This window comes from Pseudomonas sp. TMP9 (genome assembly GCF_037943105.1).
In the GTDB taxonomy this organism is placed as follows: domain Bacteria; phylum Pseudomonadota; class Gammaproteobacteria; order Pseudomonadales; family Pseudomonadaceae; genus Aquipseudomonas.
Genome location: NZ_CP149803.1, coordinates 1,237,344 through 1,256,622 on the forward strand (window position 1 = coordinate 1,237,344; position 19,279 = coordinate 1,256,622).

The window sequence follows — 19,279 nt, forward strand, 5'->3', positions numbered from 1 at the left end:
CCTGTGAGCGGGATTGGCGCATGCTTTTCGAGCGGCTGCAGCTGCGTCTAGTTCCCGGCGAAATGTTGCAAGTGGCCGGGCCCAATGGCAGCGGTAAGACCAGCCTACTGCGTTTGCTTTCGGGATTGATGCAGCCGACTGCGGGTGAAGTTCGCCTGAATGGTGTGGTGTTGACGGCGCAGCGTGCCGAACTGGCGCGCAATGTACTGTGGATTGGCCATGCAGCCGGGATCAAGGGTTTGCTCAGTGCTGAGGAGAACCTTGGCTGGCTCTGCGCTCTGCATGAGCCAGCCGGGCACGAAGCTATCTGGCAGGCGCTGGCGGCGGTGGGCTTGCGCGGCTTTGAAGATGTACCGTGCCACACCCTGTCTGCGGGGCAGCAGCGTCGCGTGGCTTTAGCGCGTCTTTATTTGCCGGGACCCAAGCTGTGGATTCTGGATGAGCCCTTCACCGCGCTGGACAAGGCCGCCGTGGCGCAGCTGGAGCATCATTTAGCTGCCCATTGTGAGCAAGGTGGCCTTGTGGTGCTGACCACGCACCATGAGCTCAACGTTAAGCCGACCGGCTACCGGGAGCTCGACTTAGGAACGCGTACACCATGAGCAACGTCTTCACTCTGCTACTGGCCCGCGAAGCGCGCTTGTTATTTCGGCGTCCAGCCGAGCTGGCTAACCCACTGGTGTTCTTCGCCATTGTGATTGCCCTGTTTCCTCTGGCGGTGGGTCCGCAAACACAGTTGTTACAAAGCCTTTCCCCAGGCTTGATATGGGTAGCGGCTCTATTGGCCGTGCTGCTCTCGCTGGACGGGCTGTTTCGCAGTGATTTCGAAGACGGCTCACTTGAGCAGTGGGTCCTTTCGCCGCACCCCTTGGCTCTTCTGGTTCTGGCCAAGGTGCTGGCACACTGGCTGTTCTCCGGTTTGGCGCTGGTGCTGTTGGCGCCGATCCTTGCGTTGATGCTTGGGTTGCCGGAGCGTTGTTTGCCGGTGCTGCTGGTTTCCCTGCTGCTGGGTACACCGGTGCTGAGCTTGCTGGGTGCCGTCGGCGCAGCGCTGACCGTTGGCCTTAAGCGCGGTGGTTTGTTGCTCGCGCTACTGATTTTGCCGTTATACATCCCGGTGCTGATTCTTGGCAGCGGTGCGTTACAAGCCAGCCTGCAAGGATTGCCGGCGGTCGGCCACTTGTTATGGTTGGCCAGCCTCACCGCGTTAGCCGTGACCTTGACACCTTTTGCCATCGCCGCTGGTCTGACGATTAGCGTTGCTGAGTAGATGATAAGCCTGAATAGCTGCTTGATTTTAGCGCTCACATGCGCCGCGATCAGCCCTAGCACTGATGAGTAACCTGATGAACTGGACGTGGTTTCACAAGCTCGGCTCGCCCAAATTGTTTTATGAAATCAGCCGTCGCTGGCTTCCTTGGTTAGCCGTGGCTGCGCTGCTGTTACTGACGATCGGGACTGTTTGGGGCCTGGCTTTCGCGCCGCCGGATTACCAGCAGGGCAATAGCTTTCGCATTATCTACATGCATGTGCCCGCCGCGTTTCTGGCCCAGTCGATCTACATAATGCTGGCGATAGCCGGTACCGTCAGCCTGGTATGGAAGATGAAACTGGCTGATGTGGCGCTGCAACAAGCGGCGCCCATTGGTGCTTGGATGACGGTGATTGCGCTGGTCACCGGTGCGGTATGGGGCAAGCCAACCTGGGGCACGTACTGGGTATGGGACGCGCGCCTGACGTCCATGCTGATTTTGCTGTTCCTGTATTTCGGCGTCATTGCCCTGGGTAATGCCATTACCAACCGTGACAGTGCGGCCAAAGCTTGCGCCGTACTGGCGATCGTCGGGGTGGTGAATATTCCGATCATTCAATATTCGGTGGAGTGGTGGAACACCCTGCACCAGCCTGCAACGTTCAGCATTGTGGCCAAACCTGCCATGCCGTTTGAAATGTGGATGCCGTTGCTGCTCATGGTGCTCGGGTTTTACTGTCTTTTTGCTGTGCTGCTGCTGCTGCGTATGCGCCTGGAAGTGCTCAAGCGCGAGGCCCGCAGTAGTTGGGCCAAGGCTGAAATTAAATTGCTGGTGGAGAAAGGCCGATGAGTTTTGTCAGCTTTAGCGAGTTTCTCGCCATGGGCACCCACGGACCTTATGTGTGGTCCAGTTATGCCATCAGCCTGGTGGTTCTGGGGCTGAATGTGGCGCTGCCAATCCTGGCACGTCGCCGATATCTTCATGACGAAGCGCGCCGTTTGCGCCGGGAGGAATTGAAGTGAATCCGCAGCGCAAGAAACGTCTGTTTATTGTCTTGGCGATCATTGCCGGTGTGGGCATCGCCGTGTCCCTTGCCCTGAGTGCGTTGCAGCAAAACATCAACCTGTTCTATACGCCGACGCAAATCGCTAATGGCGATGCGCCTGAAGACACCCGCATCCGTGCAGGTGGCTTGGTCGAGGTAGGTTCGGTGAAACGCTCCAGTGAAACGCTGGACACCGACTTTGTCGTCACCGATGGCGTGAAAAGCGTGACCATTCGCTACCACGGCATCCTCCCGGACCTGTTCCGCGAAGGCCAGGGCATCGTTGCCATGGGCAAACTGAATGCCAGTGGCGTGCTGATTGCCGATGAAGTGTTGGCCAAACACGACGAAAACTACATGCCCCCAGAAGTGATGCAGGCGCTGGAACAGAGTGGAATGCTGCAACAGCACGAAGCGGCTAATGCTGAGAAGAAAACCTATCAAACGGAGCGTGCGCAATGATCCCCGAGCTCGGCCATCTGGCGATGATTCTCGCCCTGTGTATGGCGCTGGTGCAGTCAACATTGCCAATGATTGGCGCCTGGCGCGGTGATCGCCAGTGGATGAGTTTGGCGGCGCCAGCCGCCTGGGGGCAGTTTACTTTTCTGTTGATCGCCTTTATCTGCCTGACTTACGCTTTTATGGTCGACGACTTCAGCGTTGCCTACGTCGCCAATAATTCCAACAGTGCGCTGCCTTGGTACTACAAGTTCAGCGCAGTGTGGGGCGCTCACGAAGGCTCATTGCTGCTGTGGGGGCTGCTGCTCGCCGGCTGGACCTTTGCTGTGTCGATCTTCTCGCGGCAGTTGCCCGAGGAAATGCTCGCCCGCGTGCTCGGTGTGATGGGCATCATCAGTGTCGGTTTCTTGCTGCTACTGATCATCACTTCCAACCCCTTTGAACGGCTGTTGTTTGATACGCCGGCTGACGGGCGAGACCTCAACCCGTTATTGCAGGACTTCGGTCTGATCGTTCATCCGCCGATGCTTTACATGGGCTATGTCGGTTTTTCCGTAGCTTTTGCCTTCGCCATTGCCGCCTTACTGGGCGGTAAATTGGATGCAGCCTGGGCGCGCTGGTCGCGGCCATGGACCCTCGTCGCGTGGGCCTTCCTCGGCATTGGTATCGCCCTCGGTTCATGGTGGGCTTACTACGAGCTTGGCTGGGGCGGCTGGTGGTTCTGGGACCCGGTGGAAAATGCCTCGTTTATGCCCTGGTTGGTGGGTACAGCGCTTATTCACTCCTTGGCCGTGACGGAAAAACGCGGTGTATTCAAGAGCTGGACTGTGCTCTTGGCAATTGCTGCGTTCTCCCTGAGCCTGCTGGGTGCCTTCCTAGTACGTTCTGGGGTACTGACCTCGGTGCATGCGTTCGCCAGTGACCCTGAGCGCGGCGTATTTATCCTGGCCTTCCTGCTGCTTGTAGTGGGCAGCTCGCTCGCGTTGTTCGCTATCCGTGCTCCAGTGGTCAAGAGTCATGTTGGTTTTACCCTGTGGTCGCGGGAAACCTTGCTGCTGGTGAATAACCTGATTCTGGTGGTCAGCGCCGCGATGATTCTGCTCGGTACCCTTTACCCGCTGGTGCTTGATGCCATCACCGGCACCAAACTGTCGGTAGGGCCGCCGTATTTCGATGCGTTGTTTATGCCCCTCATGGGCTTGTTGATGGCCATGATGGCGGTCGGTGTGCTGGTGCGTTGGAAAAACACACCGGTGAAATGGCTATTGAGCATGCTGCTTCCCGTGCTGATTGGTAGTGTAGTGCTGGCAGTGATCGCGACATTCCTGATTGGTGACTTCAACTGGGCGGTACTCGGGGTCTGCTTGTTGGCTGTCTGGGTGGTGTTGGCCGGGGTCCGCGACATTATTGAGAAAACCCGGCACAAGGGCCTAATCAAGGGGTTGCCGACCTTGACCCGCAGTTACTGGGGCATGCAAACCGCGCACCTAGGTATGGCGGTATGCGCCTTGGGCGTGGTGTTGGCCAGCGTTGGCAGCTATGAACGCGACATGCGCATGGTCCCCGGCGAGTCGGTGGATATTGGTGGTTACCAGTTCATCTTCGATGGCGCGGAGCATTTTGAAGGGCCGAATTTCACCTCGGATAAAGGCACCGTGCGCGTCATCCAAGACGGTAAGCAAATATCCGTGCTGCATCCGGAGAAGCGTTTGTACACCGTGCAGCAGTCCGTGATGACCGAAGCCGGGATCGACGCCGGGATCACCCGCGACCTTTTCGTCGCCTTGGGTGAGCCGTTGGGTGAGGGCGCTTGGGCGGTGCGTGTGCACATCAAACCCTTTGTTCGCTGGATCTGGTTTGGCGCACTGTTAATGGGCTTGGGTGGCTTTCTAGCGGCAGCCGATAAACGTTATCGGATGAAAGTGCGCACCCGCGTGCGTGATGCTCTGGATATGGCAGGGGCGAAGGCATGAAGCGACTGCTGTTGCTGTTGCCCTTGGCGATGTTTCTGGCCTTGGCGGTGATTCTTTACCGTGGGTTGTTTATTGATCCCTCCGAGCTGCCCTCGGCATTGATCGGCAAGCCATTTCCGGCCTTCAGCCTACCGTCGGTGCAGAGCGGCCAAACCCTGACTGAGGCTGACCTCAAGGGTAAGCCTGCGCTGGTCAATGTATGGGCGACGTGGTGTGTGGCCTGCCGTGTTGAGCACCCGATGCTAAATAAACTGCTTAAGCAGGGTGTGACCATCCATGGGGTCAATTACAAGGATGACAACGCCGCCGCGCAGAAGTGGTTAGTGGAGTTTCATGACCCCTACCAGCTCAATATCAATGACGCCCGCGGTACCTTGGGTTTAGATTTAGGCGTGTATGGCGCACCTGAAACCTTCCTCATCGACAAGCAGGGCATCATTCGGCACAAATTTGTCGGTGTGATTGATGAACGCGTGTGGCGCGAGCAGCTCGCGCCGCTGTATCAGGAATTGGTCGACGAGGTTCAGCCATGAAGCGTTTGTTCACGGCTGCCGTCTTGGGGCTGGTCTTAATCGGCACGGCTCAGGCAGCTATTGATACCTATGAGTTTGCCAACGAGACCGAGCGGGAACGTTATCGCACCTTGGTTGAAGAGCTGCGCTGCCCTAAGTGTCAGAACCAGAACATTGCCGATTCGGATGCGCCGATAGCCATGGACCTGCGTGGGCAAATCTACCGCATGCTCAGTGAAGGCCAAACTGACCCGCAAATCATTGATTTTCTGGTCAGTCGCTATGGCGATTTTGTGCTCTACAAGCCGCCGGTCACTGCGCGCACGCTGCTGCTTTGGTACGGCCCGGCTGGTTTGCTGGCCGGTGGCTTTGTCTTGGTTGGGGTCATTTTGGTACGCCGTCGACGTAAGCCCGGCACCGCCGCCAACGGCCTGTCTGCCGATGAACAGCAGCGTTTGGCCGCTCTACTGAGCCAGCCGTCCACCTTTCAACCGCCTGTGGATAAGAGAGACTGATGATTGAATTCTGGTTGTGCGCAGGCCTGCTGTTACTCACAGCCCTGGCCTTTTTGCTGATTCCGGTAGTCCGTGGGCGCAAGCTCCAGACTGAAGAGGACCGTACCGCTCTTAACGTCACGCTGTATCAGGAACACTTGCAAGATTTGCAAGCGCAGCACGCCTCTGGCGCACTGAATACTGAGCAGCTTGCCGGTGGTCGCGACGAAGCGGCTCGTGAGCTCTTGGCTGACACCGAAGGAGCCCAGGCATTGCCGAAACGGCGCTCGCTGGGCGGCAAAATCCCGCTGATCGCAGCCCTGCTCATGCCGTTGCTGGGCACTGGTTTGTATATGCATTGGGGCGCTATTGACGACATGGAGCGGGCGCGTATTTTTGCCGAGCAGCCGAAGACCCTCGAGGAAATGACCGCACGTTTAGAAGCGGCGGTTGAAAACGATCCGAAATCGGCTGAAAGCTGGTACTTCCTGGGCCGCACTTATATGTCTCAAGAGCGCGCCGGCGATGCCGCTACGGCCTTTGAGCGCGCTATTGATAACGCTGGGCGCGAGCCTGAGTTGCTCGGGCAGTGGGCACAAGCGCTGTATTTTGCCGGTGATAAACAGTGGACGTCGCAGCTGCAGGCACTCACGGATGAGGCTCTCAAGGCTAACCCGGCAGAAGTCACCAGCCTTGGCTTATTAGGTATCGCCGCTTATGAGAGTGGGGCGTTCCAGCAAGCGATCGGTCACTGGCAGAAGCTGGTGGCGGTATTGCCGGCTGATGATCCCTCCAGCCAGGCCATTCAGGGTGGTATTGAGCGTGCCCGTGAGCAACTTGGTCTCCCCGCTGCAGATGCTGCTGGTTCAACCAATGCGGCTGATGCAGCTAGCGCTTCCAGCCCTGGCATAACGGTGCGCGTTGCACTGGCCGCTGAGTTGCAAGCCAAGGTGCAGCCGGGCGACTCGGTATTTATCTTCGCCCGGGCTGTTTCCGGCCCGCCGATGCCACTCGCGGTCAAGCGTCTCACCGTGGCTGACCTCCCGGCTGAAGTCAGCCTGTCGGACAGCGATGCGATGATGCCGCAGTTGAAGATCTCAGGTTTCGAGCAAGTACAACTGGTTGCCCGCATCTCACGCGGTGGCAACGCTACGGCCGGTGAGTGGATAGGTAATGGTCAGCCGATTGCCAGCAAGACCACTGAGTTGCAGCAATTACTGATCGACAGCGCAGACAGTAAAAAACCATGAGTAAGTGTGTGCGCGGCGTCTTACTCCTTAGCCTATTGGGGCTTGGCGCATGCGTGCAAACACCGCTCACTTCGACGCCGGTGATAACGCCGAGCCCCAGCAGCAACCATCCACGGTTTGCCCCACCACCTGGTGTAGCCAGCCAGTGGGATGCTCGGTTGGGTGTTTATGTGGTGGGCGGCACGTCTGATCTGTACTACCGCGAACGCACGTACTACCGCTGGGATGCTGGCTGGAGTTGGGCCAGTAATCCGCAAGGACCATGGTTGGCCACCGACAGCAGCGGCGTGCCGCCAGGCTTGTATCGTCGTTACGTCCAGTAGCCTATCGGTCAAAACGCTTGGTCTGCGCATAGCACCGGGTTAAACAGTAAAAAGCCGCCGCAGGTAGCTCTGCCGGCGGCTTTTTTTCGTCAGCGGGCGGTGCTTACTCGGCGATCTGCAGCTTGCGCGCCTCGTGGTAGAAGAAACGAATTTTCTCGTACTCGAACGGAGAGTTGAGCTGGCCGTAGCGGAAGTTCACCGTGGAGCGTTGATCGACCACCTCTAACAGGGTGATTTCAGGGTGACTGGTGCTGACTTCGGCGACATTTAACCAGTTGACTTGGCCCTTCGCAGTGAAGTCGGCTACCAGGCCGCCAGTGTCGCGCAGGTTAGAGGGCCCCAGCAGTGGCAGAATCAGGTAAGGCCCGGCTGGAGTGCCGTAGTAGCCGAGGGTTTGGCCAAAATCTTCGTGCTGCTTAGGCAGGCCCATGCGTGTGGCGGGGTCCCAAAGGCCAGCCACCCCAAGGGTGGTGTTGAGCAGCAGGCGAGCAGTGGTCTGCATGGCGCGCTTGCCTTTGAATTGCAGGGCGCTATTGAGCAGATTAGGCACATCCCCCAAGTTACTGAAAAAATTGCTCACACCGCTCTGCACTAAGGTCGGGGTGATATAGCGGTAGCCATCGACAATCGGTAGAAAAACCCATTCATCAAAACGGTAATTGAAGTGATAAACGCGGCGGTTCCAGGACTCTATTGGGTCATAGACATTCAACGCATTGAAGGTGGAGCGCTCGAACTCACGCTCATCCAGCCCCGGGTTGAATTGCAGGTGTTGCATTGGCCGCTTAAAGCCGTCGGCATCAGCCGGATGCTGAGCATGGGTCAGGCCACTGCCCAGCAGTAGGGCAAAGAACACAGCAAAAGAAATGGGCTTAGCCACGGAAGAACTCCAGCATGGCGTCGCTGTTGACGCGGTAGTTGAGGTTGCCGCAATGGCCACCCAGCGGATAAACAGTTAGGCGCTCGCCGAGGGTGCGGCGCAAAAAGCCCAAATCACCCGGGCCGAGAATGATGTCGTCGGCATTGTGCATGACGGCGATCTTGTTGCTGTTTTTCAGGTAATCGGCCACTGCATACAGGCTGACTTGATCAATCAGCTGCGCCAAGCTGCCGCCATCTGTGCGTGCGCGCCACATCGGGATTACTTGCTCGGTGAGGTAGCAGTCGAAGTCGCATTGCAGGGCGCGTTCGAAGAACCGAGTGAGGCTGGTGGTTTCGGTAATGGGGTAGTCGATCGGGGTGATCAAGCCACGGCGGTTGATCAGGTCCGAAGTAAAGGCAATATCAGCCGAAGAGAAGCGAAAGGCCGCGCCAATCAGCATGGCCATCTGCTCGTCGCTGAGTTTCTCCTTGGAATTTTGGAAGTCATAAAGCAGGGCGTCGTTGATGTCGACATAGCCTTTATCTTGGAAATAGTGAGTCAGCTTGCCCAGTACCAGTTCATAGAAGGTGGTGCTGTCGTTGATACCCTCGACCTGGGTCTGCACCATACGGTCGAGGTTGGTCACCGAGGTGTACAGATTGACCGGTGGGTTGAGCAGCAGCACGCGTTTAAAGTTAAAACTGCGACGGGTTTCATCCAGTTCGCTGACAAAAGCAGCCTGCAACGCGCCGAGGCTGTAGCCGGTCAGGTGAAACGCGCTGACTTTCAGGCGCGGGTGCTGGGCGCGCACAGCCTGCATGGCGCGGTAGAGGTCATCGGCGTCATCGCGGGTAATGCCGGGCGTGGCCAGGCGCGAGGCTGAGGTCATAAAGTCATAGCTGCTGGGTGATGATAATTGCACCACGTGGTAACCCGCGCCATAAAAGAGCTTTTTCAGGTATTCCGGGGTGCTGCTGGCGTAATGCGCACCGGTGCCGGCGATGATAAAGATCAGCGGCGCTTCACCTGGCTGCTTGGCCAGGCGGTAGCGCATTTTGGTGACCGGCCAGAAATTATCTGGCAACTCAAACTCACGCTCTGGGCGTAGTTTGATCTGGTAATCGCGCTGGTTAATGTCAGCATCGGCGGGTAATTGCGGCCGCAGTTCTGGCGGAGTGGTGGCCAGAGTGGCTTCGAATGGGTTGCTGATCGGGTAGCCATAACTGCTGGCGTCAATATCGGCAGCGCTGACGGTGCTGATCAGTGCCAGGCAGCTGACAAGGGCGAGCAGGCGAAGGAAATGCGGCATGGCTGAATCTCTTGAGAGCCTAAGGTCGGGTGCGACGGCTCGATTTGACCACACAAGCCAGGCTAAGTGCCTTTTTGTTGCGGACGGCCAGTTGTGGACGACCAGTTGCGGACGGCCAGTAGTGGACGGCCAGTCGTAGGCGGCTGTTTACAGATGGTGGGTGCAGGCGCCTGGTTAAAGCGGGGCGTTACAGGTCAGTAAATACCGGCCAGCGCCCCTGTGCTAAGCGTTGCCAGCGCAACGCCGCCTATCAAGGCAACAGAACCAGCTCCTCGACCCAGATCAGTTCGCACGCACCGTCGCCGGTGTCTTCACGGCTCAGCGAGCTGACCCAGCGATAACCGTCATCGCCGTCAACACTCACCAATTGCCCGCTGAGGCGAATCTGCTGGCCCTCTTTGATCTGCGCCAGGGTGCTGGCCACCTGAGGGTTGGCAGGTATGAAATGCATATTGGCGCTGTGCAGTTCAATCTGTTGGCGTTCAATGGGTAGCTGTTCGGCACGCCAGAAGTACCAGCGATTACGCTGACTGATGCTGATATGGCGCAGCACCTCGGGGTCAGCCATCGGTCCCCAGCCGAGCGCTAGATCGGTCGGTGACAGCTTGGCACCGCGGTCAAAGTAATAGTCTTCGCGAGCGAGGATGCGGGCTTCCAGCTGAAAAGGTTGCAATGCGCTGACAATATTGTCCGCCACACGCCAACTGCCGCTGGTCAGCGGGGCACTCGGCGACAGGTTATTGGACGTAGGCAGCACGATGACCCAGACCATCCAGAGGCCGAGTAGGCTGGCAGCGATGAGTATTAAGCGACGTATAAGCATGATCGGGTTCTAGTCACAGCGGCTGTGAGTGGGTAGCTTGAGGATGTTATCTGCGCCGGCGCAGCATATTCTACGCAGCCCGTTTATTTACTTGAGTTATCTATGCCTCGTTACCTGCCTTGGGTTGCCTTGTTTATCGCCGCAGTTGTGTGTTTAGCGCTGAGTTTTGTACTGCGCTACCAGTTGATGGAGAACGACCGCTGGGTAGGCCTGTGTGTGGCAGCGCCTGAGCGGTTAGGCTGTGAATTGCGCGCCTTGCTTGGCTGGCTTATCCACTTACGCATACTGGCCTGGGCTGCACTGATTCTTGCCGTGCTTGGGTTTGTGCTGCCGGGCGTTTGGGGTACGCGCTTAGCCGCACCGGCACTGCTGTTGAGTCTGCCGGCGCTGGTGTTATACAGCGCCAGCCTCGCCGTATTTGCTGTAGTGCTGGCTCTTTTACGCTTAGTGCGGGCGCCACGCACCGCTTGATTAGGCGGTGCGTGGCTTCAGCCGCAGGCTGCGCCACAGCGCGGCGACCAATAATGCGCTGGTCATCGCCCAGCCTAAGGCTTGTAAGTTGCTCAGGGTTTCTTGATACAGCTGCAGAGCAATGCCCGCGCCGATTAGCAGGGCCAGTAATGCGATTTCGCGCCGGTAGCCGCCTACCGGTCGGCATAGATAAACCACTGCAGGCAGAATTAGCGCAGCGCTGGGAAAGCTGCGGTAACGTGCATCTACCACCAGCGCGAGCATCATCACTGCCCCGGCAAAGCCGCTCAGCCCCAGCCACAACGCACCTCTAGTATGCAGCCAGCGCAGCGGGCGCACGCGCCAACCACGTTGCTGGCTGAGCAAAAGCGCCGCATGTGCCAGCACCAGTAGGTTCAGGGCTATTAGTGAGCTGGCCCAGAGCCATTCCCCAACGTAGCGACTGGTGACCAGCATCAGCTCTGCAAACAGGCCAATACAGGCGGCGCCCAATGCCGCCAGCAGTGGCAAGAGTAGCGCGGCGCGAGGTGAACGCGGGCGGCCGGCAAGCAGCAACGTGGTGGCAAACAAGCCCAGGCTTAAGGCGAGCCAAGCAGGCCAGTGCGGCAGGTTAGACACGGGGCCCGCGAGGATCGACTTATCCTCGCGGCTGGCGTCATACAAGCCCCAATAACCGCCCACAGCGCCTTCACTGGCGCGCTTCCAAGGTTGGTCAAACGCTTCAATGAGGTTATAGCGCCAGCCATTTTGCTCAGCCATGGCGACAAAGCCGCGGATAAATTTTGCCTGGTTGACTAAGCTCGGCACGGCCGTTTCACGCTGTCGCCCTTCGCTGGGCCAACCGGTCTCACCGATCAGAATATCTTTCGGTGCATAGGCACTGCCAAAGGTGCGGCGCACTTCAGCCACTTCATGCAATGCAGTTTCAATCCCGGCTGGGTTGTCTTCCCAGTAAGGCAGCAAGTGAATGGTGATGAAGTCCACGGCCGGGGCAATTTGCGGATGCTTGAGCCAGAACTCCCAGACATCGGCATAGGTTACGGGCTGCTTGATCTGCGCTTTGACCTGCTCGATCAGCGTCACCAGTTGCTGGGGGGTGACTTCTTTGCGCAACAATGCCTCGTTACCGACGATTACCGCTTGGATAACATCCGGGTGCGCATTAGCGACCTTCACCAGGCCAGCAATCTCAATGGCCGTATCGGCGGAGTTGCGACTGACCCAGGCGCCGACGATTAATTTCAAGCCATGTTTGCGCGCCATATTCGGCAGGTCTTCCAGCCCCGTCACCGAATAGGTGCGCAGGCACTCGAAGCGTTTGGCCAGTATCGCCAAGTCTGCATCCATGCGCTCTGGGCGTAATTTGATCGGTTGATCGAAGGGCGACTGATCCTTATCGAACGGCGTGTACGACGCGCACTGCAGTTTGTGCGTTGGTGTGGCGGCATCGGCCAGTTCAACCGGTTTACCGATGCCAAACCATAAGCCAAAAAGCGCCATGAGGCCGAGCAGGCAAGCAAACAAATAAGGCGCTACAGGAAAGCGAGAAGTGGCTGGCATGATCGGGCGCGTATGGTGGCTAAGCCGCGCATAGTAGCGGATTGCTCCAGCACTGCGCTGGCTGTTTTACCCGCTGTTTAGCGGGTCAGCAGGTGCATACGCCTTATGCCTGATGGTGTAACCAAGCATGTGTGGGCCGTACCTCGGCCGGTGCTGAGCGACCCTCGATGCGTTTCCAGATTTTTTCGTGGTAGTAAAAACCCACCGAATTGCACAGCGGCTCAATAGCGGCCACCAGACCGCTTGCGGCGATGCTGCCAGTCAACGCGTAGGTGACGCCGAAGGCGATACAAAAGTGCATCAGGGTAAACGTCACTGTCTTAAGCATGATGCACCTCGATTAAGAATGATTCTTTATTGAAGGACTAGCTTAAGTGCTGAAGAGTTATTGTTAAAATATTTCATATCGATGGCTTCAATAGTTTTTAACAATTTATCGGTGGGCCACTCATTCAGCTGCTCACGGATAAACAGCCAATAAAAAACCCGCTCAAGGCGGGTTTTTGGTTTTCAAGCGAGCTTGAAAGTGTGGGCGGTATTGCTTTAAGCGTGGGAGCAATCGATAAAATCAATCGCTGAACTAGCTTAACTGACGACCCAAAAATGGTCGGGGTAGGGGGATTCGAACTCCCGACATCCTGCTCCCAAAGCAGGCGCGCTACCGGGCTGCGCTATACCCCGATGAACTACTGACTGTGCGACATGCGTTCCAGTGTTCAAGGAATGACTAGCAGTCATTTGCTTCAGTGGCCGACATGTCGCGTTACAACGATGCGTATCCTACTGATTGAAAAGAGGAAGTCAATACTTGACTGACTTCCTCTGTGCTCAGAGAACGGCTGCAATCGCCTGCGTTACGGCGGGCAGGTTACGCTGATTGAGTGCGGCGACGCAGATGCGCCCAGTGCCGACGGCGTAAATAGCGAACTCGTTGCGCAACCGTTCAACCTGTTCGGTGGTCAGGCCTGAGTAAGAGAACATGCCGCGTTGTTCAGCCACAAAGCTGAAATCACGTTTAGCGCCCAAGGCCGCCAGTTGCTCAACCATGCTCATGCGCATACCGCGAATGCGCTCGCGCATCTCGCCCAGCTCGACTTCCCACATGGCGCGTAGTTCTGGGCTGTTGAGCACGGTAGCCACCACGCTGGCACCGTGGGTCGGCGGGTTGGAGTAGTTGGTGCGGATAACGCGCTTGACCTGCGACAGCACGCGTCCGGCTTCTTCTTGCGAGCCGGTGACGATGGACAGGGCGCCCACCCGTTCGCCGTAAAGCGAGAACGACTTGGAGAACGAACTGGAAACAAAGAAGGTCAGGTCGGACTGAGCAAACAGGCGCACCGCCTCAGCATCTTCTTCGATGCCATCACCAAAGCCCTGGTAGGCGATGTCGAGGAAAGGTACATGCTCGCGCTCGCGAAGAATCTCCAGCACGGCTTTCCAGTCGTCCAGCGTCAGGTCAACACCGGTTGGATTATGGCAGCAGGCGTGCAAAACCACGATGGAGCGCGCGGGCAGGTTTTTCAGATCTTCGAGCAGGCCACCGCGGTTCACGCCATTGCTGAAGGCATCGTAATAACGGTAATTACGCACTGGGAAGCCGGCCGCTTCAAAGAGTGCGCGATGGTTTTCCCAGCTTGGGTCACTGATGGCCACCGCGGCGTCAGGGAGCAAGCGCTTGAGGAAGTCTGCGCCGATTTTTAACGCCCCCGTACCGCCCAAGGCCTGAGTGGTGATCACACGGCCTTGTTGAATCAACGCTGAGTCCTGACCAAACAGCATGGCTTGCACGGCTTGGTCATAGGCAGCGATGCCCTCAATAGGCAGATAACCGCGTGGCGCAGAGGCTGCTGTCAATATGGTTTCCGCTTCGGCCACGGCGCGCAGCAGCGGGATACGACCCTCTTCGGTGGTGTATACGCCAACACCCAGATTGACCTTGGTGGCACGTGGGTCGGCGTTGAATGCTTCGTTGAGGCCCAAAATTGGGTCGCGCGGCGCCATTTCGACAGCAGAGAACAGGCTCATGGGATGCGGCAACTCGAGAGGAGGGTGAGAGTCATGCAACGCCCGGCTACGACTGGTGCTAGGGGTTGCGGAAGTCGGCCGGTAGTATACCGGCCCAACACGTGTGCCGCGACAACGTCACACACGCATTTCAGCTGTTATGACGTAGGCTTTGCAGTCAGGTCACGCGCGTTTTATTGAGGTCATTTATGTCCGAGTTTCAATTAGTCACTCGCTTTCAACCCGCGGGCGATCAGCCGGAGGCCATTCGTCTGATGGTCGAAGGCCTAGAAGCAGGCCTGTCACACCAGACTCTGCTTGGGGTGACGGGCTCGGGCAAGACGTTTTCCATCGCCAATGTGATTGCGCAAATCCAACGACCAACGCTGGTGCTAGCGCCTAATAAAACCCTGGCTGCGCAGCTGTATGGCGAGTTTAAAAGCTTCTTCCCGAACAACGCGGTGGAGTACTTCGTTTCCTATTACGACTATTACCAGCCGGAAGCCTATGTGCCGTCGTCAGATACCTTTATCGAGAAGGACGCCTCGATCAACGACCATATCGAGCAGATGCGCTTGTCGGCGACCAAGGCGTTGTTAGAGCGGCCAGATGCGATCATCGTCACCACCGTGTCGTGCATCTACGGCTTGGGCAGCCCCGAGTCGTACTTGAAGATGGTGTTGCACGTCGACCGAGGCGACAAAATGGACCAGCGCGCCTTGCTGCGTCGCCTGGCTGATTTGCAATACACCCGCAATGACATGGATTTTGCCCGCTCGACCTTTCGCGTACGCGGCGATGTAATCGATGTTTTCCCGGCTGAATCCGACCTAGAAGCCATTCGCATTGAGCTGTTTGACGATGAAGTTGAAAGTATTTCGGCTTTTGACCCGTTGACCGGTGAAGTGATTCGCAAACTGCCGCGCTTCACCTTTTACCCCAAAAGCCATTACGTCACCCCGCGCGAGGTGCTGCTGGAGGCGGTGGAGAAGATCAAGGTCGAGTTGGTCGAGCGCCTGGAGTACCTACGCAGCAACAATAAGCTGGTGGAAGCGCAGCGCTTGGAGCAACGCACCCGCTTTGATTTAGAGATGATCATCGAGCTGGGTTATTGCAACGGCATCGAAAACTACTCGCGCTACCTCTCTGGACGTGACTCTGGCCAGCCGCCACCCACCTTGTACGACTACCTGCCGGATCAAGCGCTGCTCATCATCGATGAATCTCACGTGTCGGTGCCGCAGGTCGGTGCGATGTACAAAGGTGACCGCTCACGTAAGGAAACCTTGGTCGAGTATGGTTTCCGCCTGCCTTCGGCACTGGATAACCGGCCGATGAAGTTTGAGGAGTGGGAGGCTGCCAGCCCGCAGACCATTTTCGTCTCCGCCACACCGGGCAACTATGAAGCCGAACATGCTGGGCGGGTGATTGAGCAATTGGTGCGCCCAACCGGGCTGGTCGATCCGCAGATTGAAGTGCGCCCGGCGTTGACTCAGGTTGACGACCTGCTCTCAGAAATCCACAAACGCGTGGCCATCGAAGAGCGTGTGTTGGTCACCACCCTGACCAAGCGCATGGCCGAGGATTTGACCGATTACTTGGCGGATCATGGTGTTCGGGTACGTTACCTGCACTCTGACATCGACACCGTGGAGCGCGTTGAAATCATCCGCGACCTGCGCATCGGTGCATTCGATGTGCTGGTGGGGATCAACCTGCTGCGCGAAGGCTTGGACATGCCGGAAGTGTCGCTGGTGGCGATTCTTGATGCGGATAAGGAAGGCTTTTTGCGTTCTGAGCGCTCGCTGATCCAGACCATCGGTCGCGCCGCGCGTAACCTCAACGGCCGGGCGATTCTGTATGCCGACCGCATGACTGGCTCCATGGAGCGTGCCATTAGCGAAACCGAGCGCCGTCGTAACACGCAGATCGCTTACAACCTAACCCACGGCATCACCCCCAAGGGTGTATTCAAAGACGTCAAAGACATTCTTGAAGGTGCTGTGGTGCCCGGTTCGCGCAGTAAAAAGCGTAAGGGCATGGCCCAGGCGGCAGAAGAAAGCGCGCGTTATGAGAACGAATTGCGCTCACCGAGCGAGATCACCAAGCGCATTCGCCAGCTTGAAGAGAAGATGTACAGCTTGGCGCGTGATCTGGAGTTTGAAGCCGCAGGGCAGTTGCGCGATGAAATCCAAAAGCTGCGTGACCGCTTATTGCAGGTCTAACTACAGGCGAGCTTAGCAACCTTCGCGGCTGCGTAAGGCAGGGCTGGATAGGGCTGCCTGAAACGCCCACTCGCCAGCAGATGGCGCGTGGGCGGCTTAGTGCGCCGCATTGCCCGTAGCGTTCGCAGGCAGTTTTCTAGTCAGCAGCACGGCAATCATACTGACGCCAAGGGCGATGCCGATGCAGTGGAAGGCATCGTTGTAGGCCATGATCGCGGCTTGTTGATGGGTGATTTCGCTGAGTTTGGCTAGAGCCGCTTGCTCATTGCCCAGCTTCTCAGTGAGTAATGCCAAGCGCTCGGCAACTTGCGGGTTACTGGGTACCAGCGACTCGCGCAAATAGTCGAAATACACCTTGGCCCTACTGTCGAGCAGGGTCGCCAGTAGCGCGATGCCGATGGCGCCGCCGAGGTTGCGCAGGATGTTAAATAGGCTGGAGGCTGAGCCAGCATCCTGGGGCATTACATAAGCGGTGGCGATCAGAGAAATCGTCACCATCACCAGCGGCTGGCCAAGGGCGCGAATAATCTGAATATGGTTGAACTGCTCGCCGGCAAAGTCTGGGTTAAGCACCCCGGAGGCAAAGCTGGCCGCACCAAACAGACCGAAGCCCAAAGCGCACAGCCATTTAGGCGATATCTTCTTCATCAGCAAGGGCACAAACGGAATGATGAACAGCTGTGGCACCCCCATCCACATAATCACCTCGCCGATCTGCATGGAGTTGTAACCCTGTATCTGTGCCAGGTACAGCGGCAGTACGTAGATCGAGCCATACAGGCCCATGCCCAGGCCAACACTGGAAATACTCGAAAGGCCAAAGTTACGCTCACGGAGTACGCCGAGATTGATCAGCGGGTTGGGTCGCGATACCTGCAAGATGACAAATAGCACCAAGCTAATCGCCGCGATGCTGCCAAGGCCGCTGATCAAGCTGGACTCTAGCCAATCCTTGCGATGACCCTCTTCAAGAAACACCTGCAGGCAGCCCAAGCCCATGCCAAGGGTGAGAATGCCCGCATAGTCAGTGCTCTTGAGCAGCTCCCATTGCGCGGCTTTTTTCTCCAGACCGTACAGAATCCCAGCGATCATCAGCAGGCCCGGCGGCACGTTGATATAGAAAATGTATTCCCAGCCGAAATTTTCCGTGAGCCAGCCACCCAGAGTTGGGCCGATTGAGGGGGCGAAGGTGGCAGTCAGGGCAAACAGTGCCATGCCCTTGGCGCGATGGTGCTCGGGGAGTTTGATCAAGGTCATGGTGAACGCCAGCGGGATCAGCGCGCCGCCGGTAAAGCCTTGCATGGCGCGGAACACGATCATGCTCTCTAGGCTCCACGCCATCGAACAGAGCAGTGAAGAGGCCAAAAAACCCAGTGACACCCACACCGCCAGGCGCCGTGCTGAAAGCACCTGTACCAACCAAGCGGTGAGCGGGATCATGATGATCTCGGCCACCAAGTAGGACGTGGATATCCACGAGCCTTCCTCCAGTGTGGCTGAGAGTGCGCCTTGGATATCTTTCAGTGAGGAGTTGGTGATCTGGATATCCAGCACCGCCATAAAGGCGCCAAGCATCACGCTCATCACCGCGATCCAATCGCGCCGGCTCGGTTCGCCGATCGGACGAGTCAGTGCATCAGCCGCCATGGCGGGTGTCAGTGTTGATGTCGATCTTGACCTCGACAGACATGCCCGGACGAATCAGGCCCTTAAGCGGGTTATCGGCGGCAAAGGTCAGTTTGACCGGAATGCGCTGCACCACTTTAGTGAAATTGCCGGTGGCGTTGTCCGGCGGCAGCAGGCTGAACTGAGCGCCCGAGGCGGCGAATAGGCTTTCGACCTGCGCCTCGATCGGCGTGTCGGGGAAGCTGTCGAAAATCAGCTCGGCGCTTTGCCCGGGGTGCATGTGGCCGATTTGGGTTTCCTTGAAGTTGGCTTGAACCCAGATGTCCTGATCCGGTACCAGTGACAGCAGGTAGGCACCGGTTTGCACGTACTGGCCATGGCGGGCGGCGCGCTGGCCGACAAAGCCGCTGATGGGCGCGCGGATTTCAGTACGAGCGATATTCAGCTCGGCTTGTGCCAAGTCGGTGCGGGCGCTGCTGATTTGCGCTTCGAGGCGTTTGCTCTCGGCTTGTAGGGTCTGGATCTGCTGGCGCTGCGCTTGCAAATCAGCCTGCGCCTTACTCACCTGCGAGCGCGCGATGCGGCTGTCAGCGGCCAAGGTGGTAACGCGTTCCTCAGAGATGAAACCAGGTTTGCGCAACGTCTGTGCGCGTGACAAGTCGATTTTTGTGCGGTCTAGGATGGCTTCGCTGGCCGATACATCGGCGCGGCTGGCAGCAATCAGGCTGTCCTGTTGGCTTAGGGTGCTACGCGCCTGGCTCAGCTCGGCTTCACGAGTGGCCAAGGTGGCCTGTGCGCGCTGCTTGGCCAGTTCGAAATCAGTGCTTTCCAGTAGCAACAGCAACTCGCCCTGTTCGACATACTGGTTGTCCTGCACCAATACCTTGTCGATACGCGCACCCAACTGGCTGGACACGCGGGTGATTTCTCCCTGAACGTAGGCGTTGTCAGTGCTTTCGAAGTGGCGCCCGATCAGCAGCCAATGGCTGAATAGGGCAGCGCCAATCAGGCCCAAAATAGTCAGGAAGATAAACAGACGGTGTTTCAGTTGGGCGGGCATGACGATGCTCGAAGCTTAGGCAAAAGTGTA

Annotated in this window: 19 protein-coding genes, 1 tRNA gene and 1 pseudogene; 12 read left to right on the top strand and 9 right to left on the bottom strand. The window is 57.6% G+C overall.

From position 1 onward, the window contains the following. Nucleotides 1-20 precede the first annotated feature (20 nt). The 10 genes from ccmA to WF513_RS05890 all read left to right on the top strand — a co-directional run bounded on the left by ccmA (nt 21) and on the right by WF513_RS05890 (nt 7,309). A complete protein-coding gene (gene ccmA, locus WF513_RS05845) occupies nt 21-602 on the top strand; it encodes a cytochrome c biogenesis heme-transporting ATPase CcmA (RefSeq protein ID WP_339083430.1) in 582 nt (193 codons plus the stop codon). Then, nucleotides 599-1,270 carry a heme exporter protein CcmB gene (gene ccmB / locus WF513_RS05850; RefSeq protein ID WP_339082342.1) on the top strand — a complete coding sequence of 224 codons (672 nt, stop codon included), beginning with the start codon at nt 599-601 and terminating at the stop codon, nt 1,268-1,270. Before ccmA ends, ccmB begins: the two co-directional genes overlap by 4 nt. Before the next feature lie 73 nt (nt 1,271-1,343). After that, the gene (locus WF513_RS05855; protein WP_339083433.1) at nt 1,344-2,102 is read left to right on the top strand and encodes a heme ABC transporter permease; all 759 of its coding nucleotides are present in this window, start codon (nt 1,344-1,346) and stop codon (nt 2,100-2,102) included. Beyond that, nucleotides 2,099-2,275 (top strand): heme exporter protein CcmD, encoded by a 177-nt coding sequence (gene ccmD / locus WF513_RS05860; protein WP_339082344.1) that lies wholly within the window; start codon nt 2,099-2,101, stop codon nt 2,273-2,275. Before WF513_RS05855 ends, ccmD begins: the two co-directional genes overlap by 4 nt. Further along, nucleotides 2,272-2,760, top strand: a complete 489-nt coding sequence (gene ccmE / locus WF513_RS05865; protein WP_339082346.1) for a cytochrome c maturation protein CcmE — start codon at nt 2,272-2,274, stop codon at nt 2,758-2,760. The genes ccmD and ccmE overlap by 4 nt, the downstream gene beginning before the upstream one ends. Further along, nucleotides 2,757-4,730 carry a heme lyase CcmF/NrfE family subunit gene (locus WF513_RS05870; protein WP_339082348.1) on the top strand — a complete coding sequence of 658 codons (1,974 nt, stop codon included), beginning with the start codon at nt 2,757-2,759 and terminating at the stop codon, nt 4,728-4,730. The genes ccmE and WF513_RS05870 overlap by 4 nt, the downstream gene beginning before the upstream one ends. Further along, nucleotides 4,727-5,263, top strand: a complete 537-nt coding sequence (locus tag WF513_RS05875) for a DsbE family thiol:disulfide interchange protein (RefSeq protein WP_339082350.1) — start codon at nt 4,727-4,729, stop codon at nt 5,261-5,263. Before WF513_RS05870 ends, WF513_RS05875 begins: the two co-directional genes overlap by 4 nt. After that, the gene (locus WF513_RS05880; protein ID WP_339082352.1) at nt 5,260-5,757 is read left to right on the top strand and encodes a cytochrome c-type biogenesis protein; all 498 of its coding nucleotides are present in this window, start codon (nt 5,260-5,262) and stop codon (nt 5,755-5,757) included. Before WF513_RS05875 ends, WF513_RS05880 begins: the two co-directional genes overlap by 4 nt. Further along, nucleotides 5,757-6,986, top strand: coding sequence for a c-type cytochrome biogenesis protein CcmI (ccmI, locus tag WF513_RS05885; RefSeq protein ID WP_339082354.1), 1,230 nt, complete (start codon nt 5,757-5,759; stop codon nt 6,984-6,986). The genes WF513_RS05880 and ccmI overlap by 1 nt, the downstream gene beginning before the upstream one ends. Next, nucleotides 6,983-7,309, top strand: coding sequence for a hypothetical protein (locus WF513_RS05890; protein ID WP_339082356.1), 327 nt, complete (start codon nt 6,983-6,985; stop codon nt 7,307-7,309). Before ccmI ends, WF513_RS05890 begins: the two co-directional genes overlap by 4 nt. Before the next feature lie 103 nt (nt 7,310-7,412). Here the strand turns inward: WF513_RS05890 and WF513_RS05895 are convergent. The 3 genes and pseudogenes from WF513_RS05895 to WF513_RS05905 all read right to left on the bottom strand — a co-directional run. Further along, nucleotides 7,413-8,111, bottom strand: a pseudogene (locus tag WF513_RS05895) (VacJ family lipoprotein); the annotation flags it as partial. Nucleotides 8,112-8,181: 70 nt separating this feature from the next. Next, the gene (locus WF513_RS05900; RefSeq protein WP_339082358.1) at nt 8,182-9,480 is read right to left on the bottom strand and encodes a serine/threonine protein kinase; all 1,299 of its coding nucleotides are present in this window, start codon (nt 9,478-9,480) and stop codon (nt 8,182-8,184) included. Between the two features lie 250 nt (nt 9,481-9,730). Next, the gene (locus WF513_RS05905) at nt 9,731-10,303 is read right to left on the bottom strand and encodes a hypothetical protein (RefSeq protein WP_339082360.1); all 573 of its coding nucleotides are present in this window, start codon (nt 10,301-10,303) and stop codon (nt 9,731-9,733) included. Nucleotides 10,304-10,405: 102 nt separating this feature from the next. Between WF513_RS05905 and WF513_RS05910 the strand changes: the two genes are divergently transcribed. Next, nucleotides 10,406-10,774 (top strand): hypothetical protein, encoded by a 369-nt coding sequence (locus WF513_RS05910; RefSeq protein ID WP_339082362.1) that lies wholly within the window; start codon nt 10,406-10,408, stop codon nt 10,772-10,774. Here the strand turns inward: WF513_RS05910 and WF513_RS05915 are convergent, their stop codons facing one another. The 4 genes from WF513_RS05915 to WF513_RS05930 form a co-directional block, all read right to left on the bottom strand. Then, entirely contained in the window at nt 10,775-12,334 is a 1,560-nt protein-coding gene (locus tag WF513_RS05915) for a beta (1-6) glucans synthase (protein ID WP_339082364.1), read from the bottom strand. Between the two features lie 103 nt (nt 12,335-12,437). After that, a complete protein-coding gene (locus tag WF513_RS05920; protein WP_339082366.1) occupies nt 12,438-12,662 on the bottom strand; it encodes a DUF2061 domain-containing protein in 225 nt (74 codons plus the stop codon). Nucleotides 12,663-12,938: 276 nt separating this feature from the next. After that, nucleotides 12,939-13,015 (bottom strand) — tRNA-Pro (locus WF513_RS05925). 147 nt (nt 13,016-13,162) lie between these two features. Continuing rightward, nucleotides 13,163-14,359, bottom strand: a complete 1,197-nt coding sequence (locus WF513_RS05930) for an amino acid aminotransferase (RefSeq protein WP_339082368.1) — start codon at nt 14,357-14,359, stop codon at nt 13,163-13,165. Between the two features lie 188 nt (nt 14,360-14,547). Here WF513_RS05930 and uvrB point away from each other — a divergent pair, with 188 nt between their 5' ends. Continuing rightward, nucleotides 14,548-16,563, top strand: coding sequence for an excinuclease ABC subunit UvrB (gene uvrB, locus WF513_RS05935; protein WP_339082370.1), 2,016 nt, complete (start codon nt 14,548-14,550; stop codon nt 16,561-16,563). A 96-nt stretch (nt 16,564-16,659) separates the two neighbouring features. On the opposite strand, the gene WF513_RS05940 is transcribed toward uvrB, so the two are convergent. Together WF513_RS05940 and WF513_RS05945 are read right to left on the bottom strand one after the other, a co-directional pair. Further along, entirely contained in the window at nt 16,660-18,150 is a 1,491-nt protein-coding gene (locus tag WF513_RS05940) for an MDR family MFS transporter (protein WP_339083435.1), read from the bottom strand. A gap of 49 nt (nt 18,151-18,199) precedes the next feature. Continuing rightward, on the bottom strand, nt 18,200-19,249 hold the full coding sequence (locus WF513_RS05945; protein WP_339082372.1) for an HlyD family secretion protein: 1,050 nt from the start codon (nt 19,247-19,249) through the stop codon (nt 18,200-18,202). Nucleotides 19,250-19,279 lie beyond the last annotated feature (30 nt).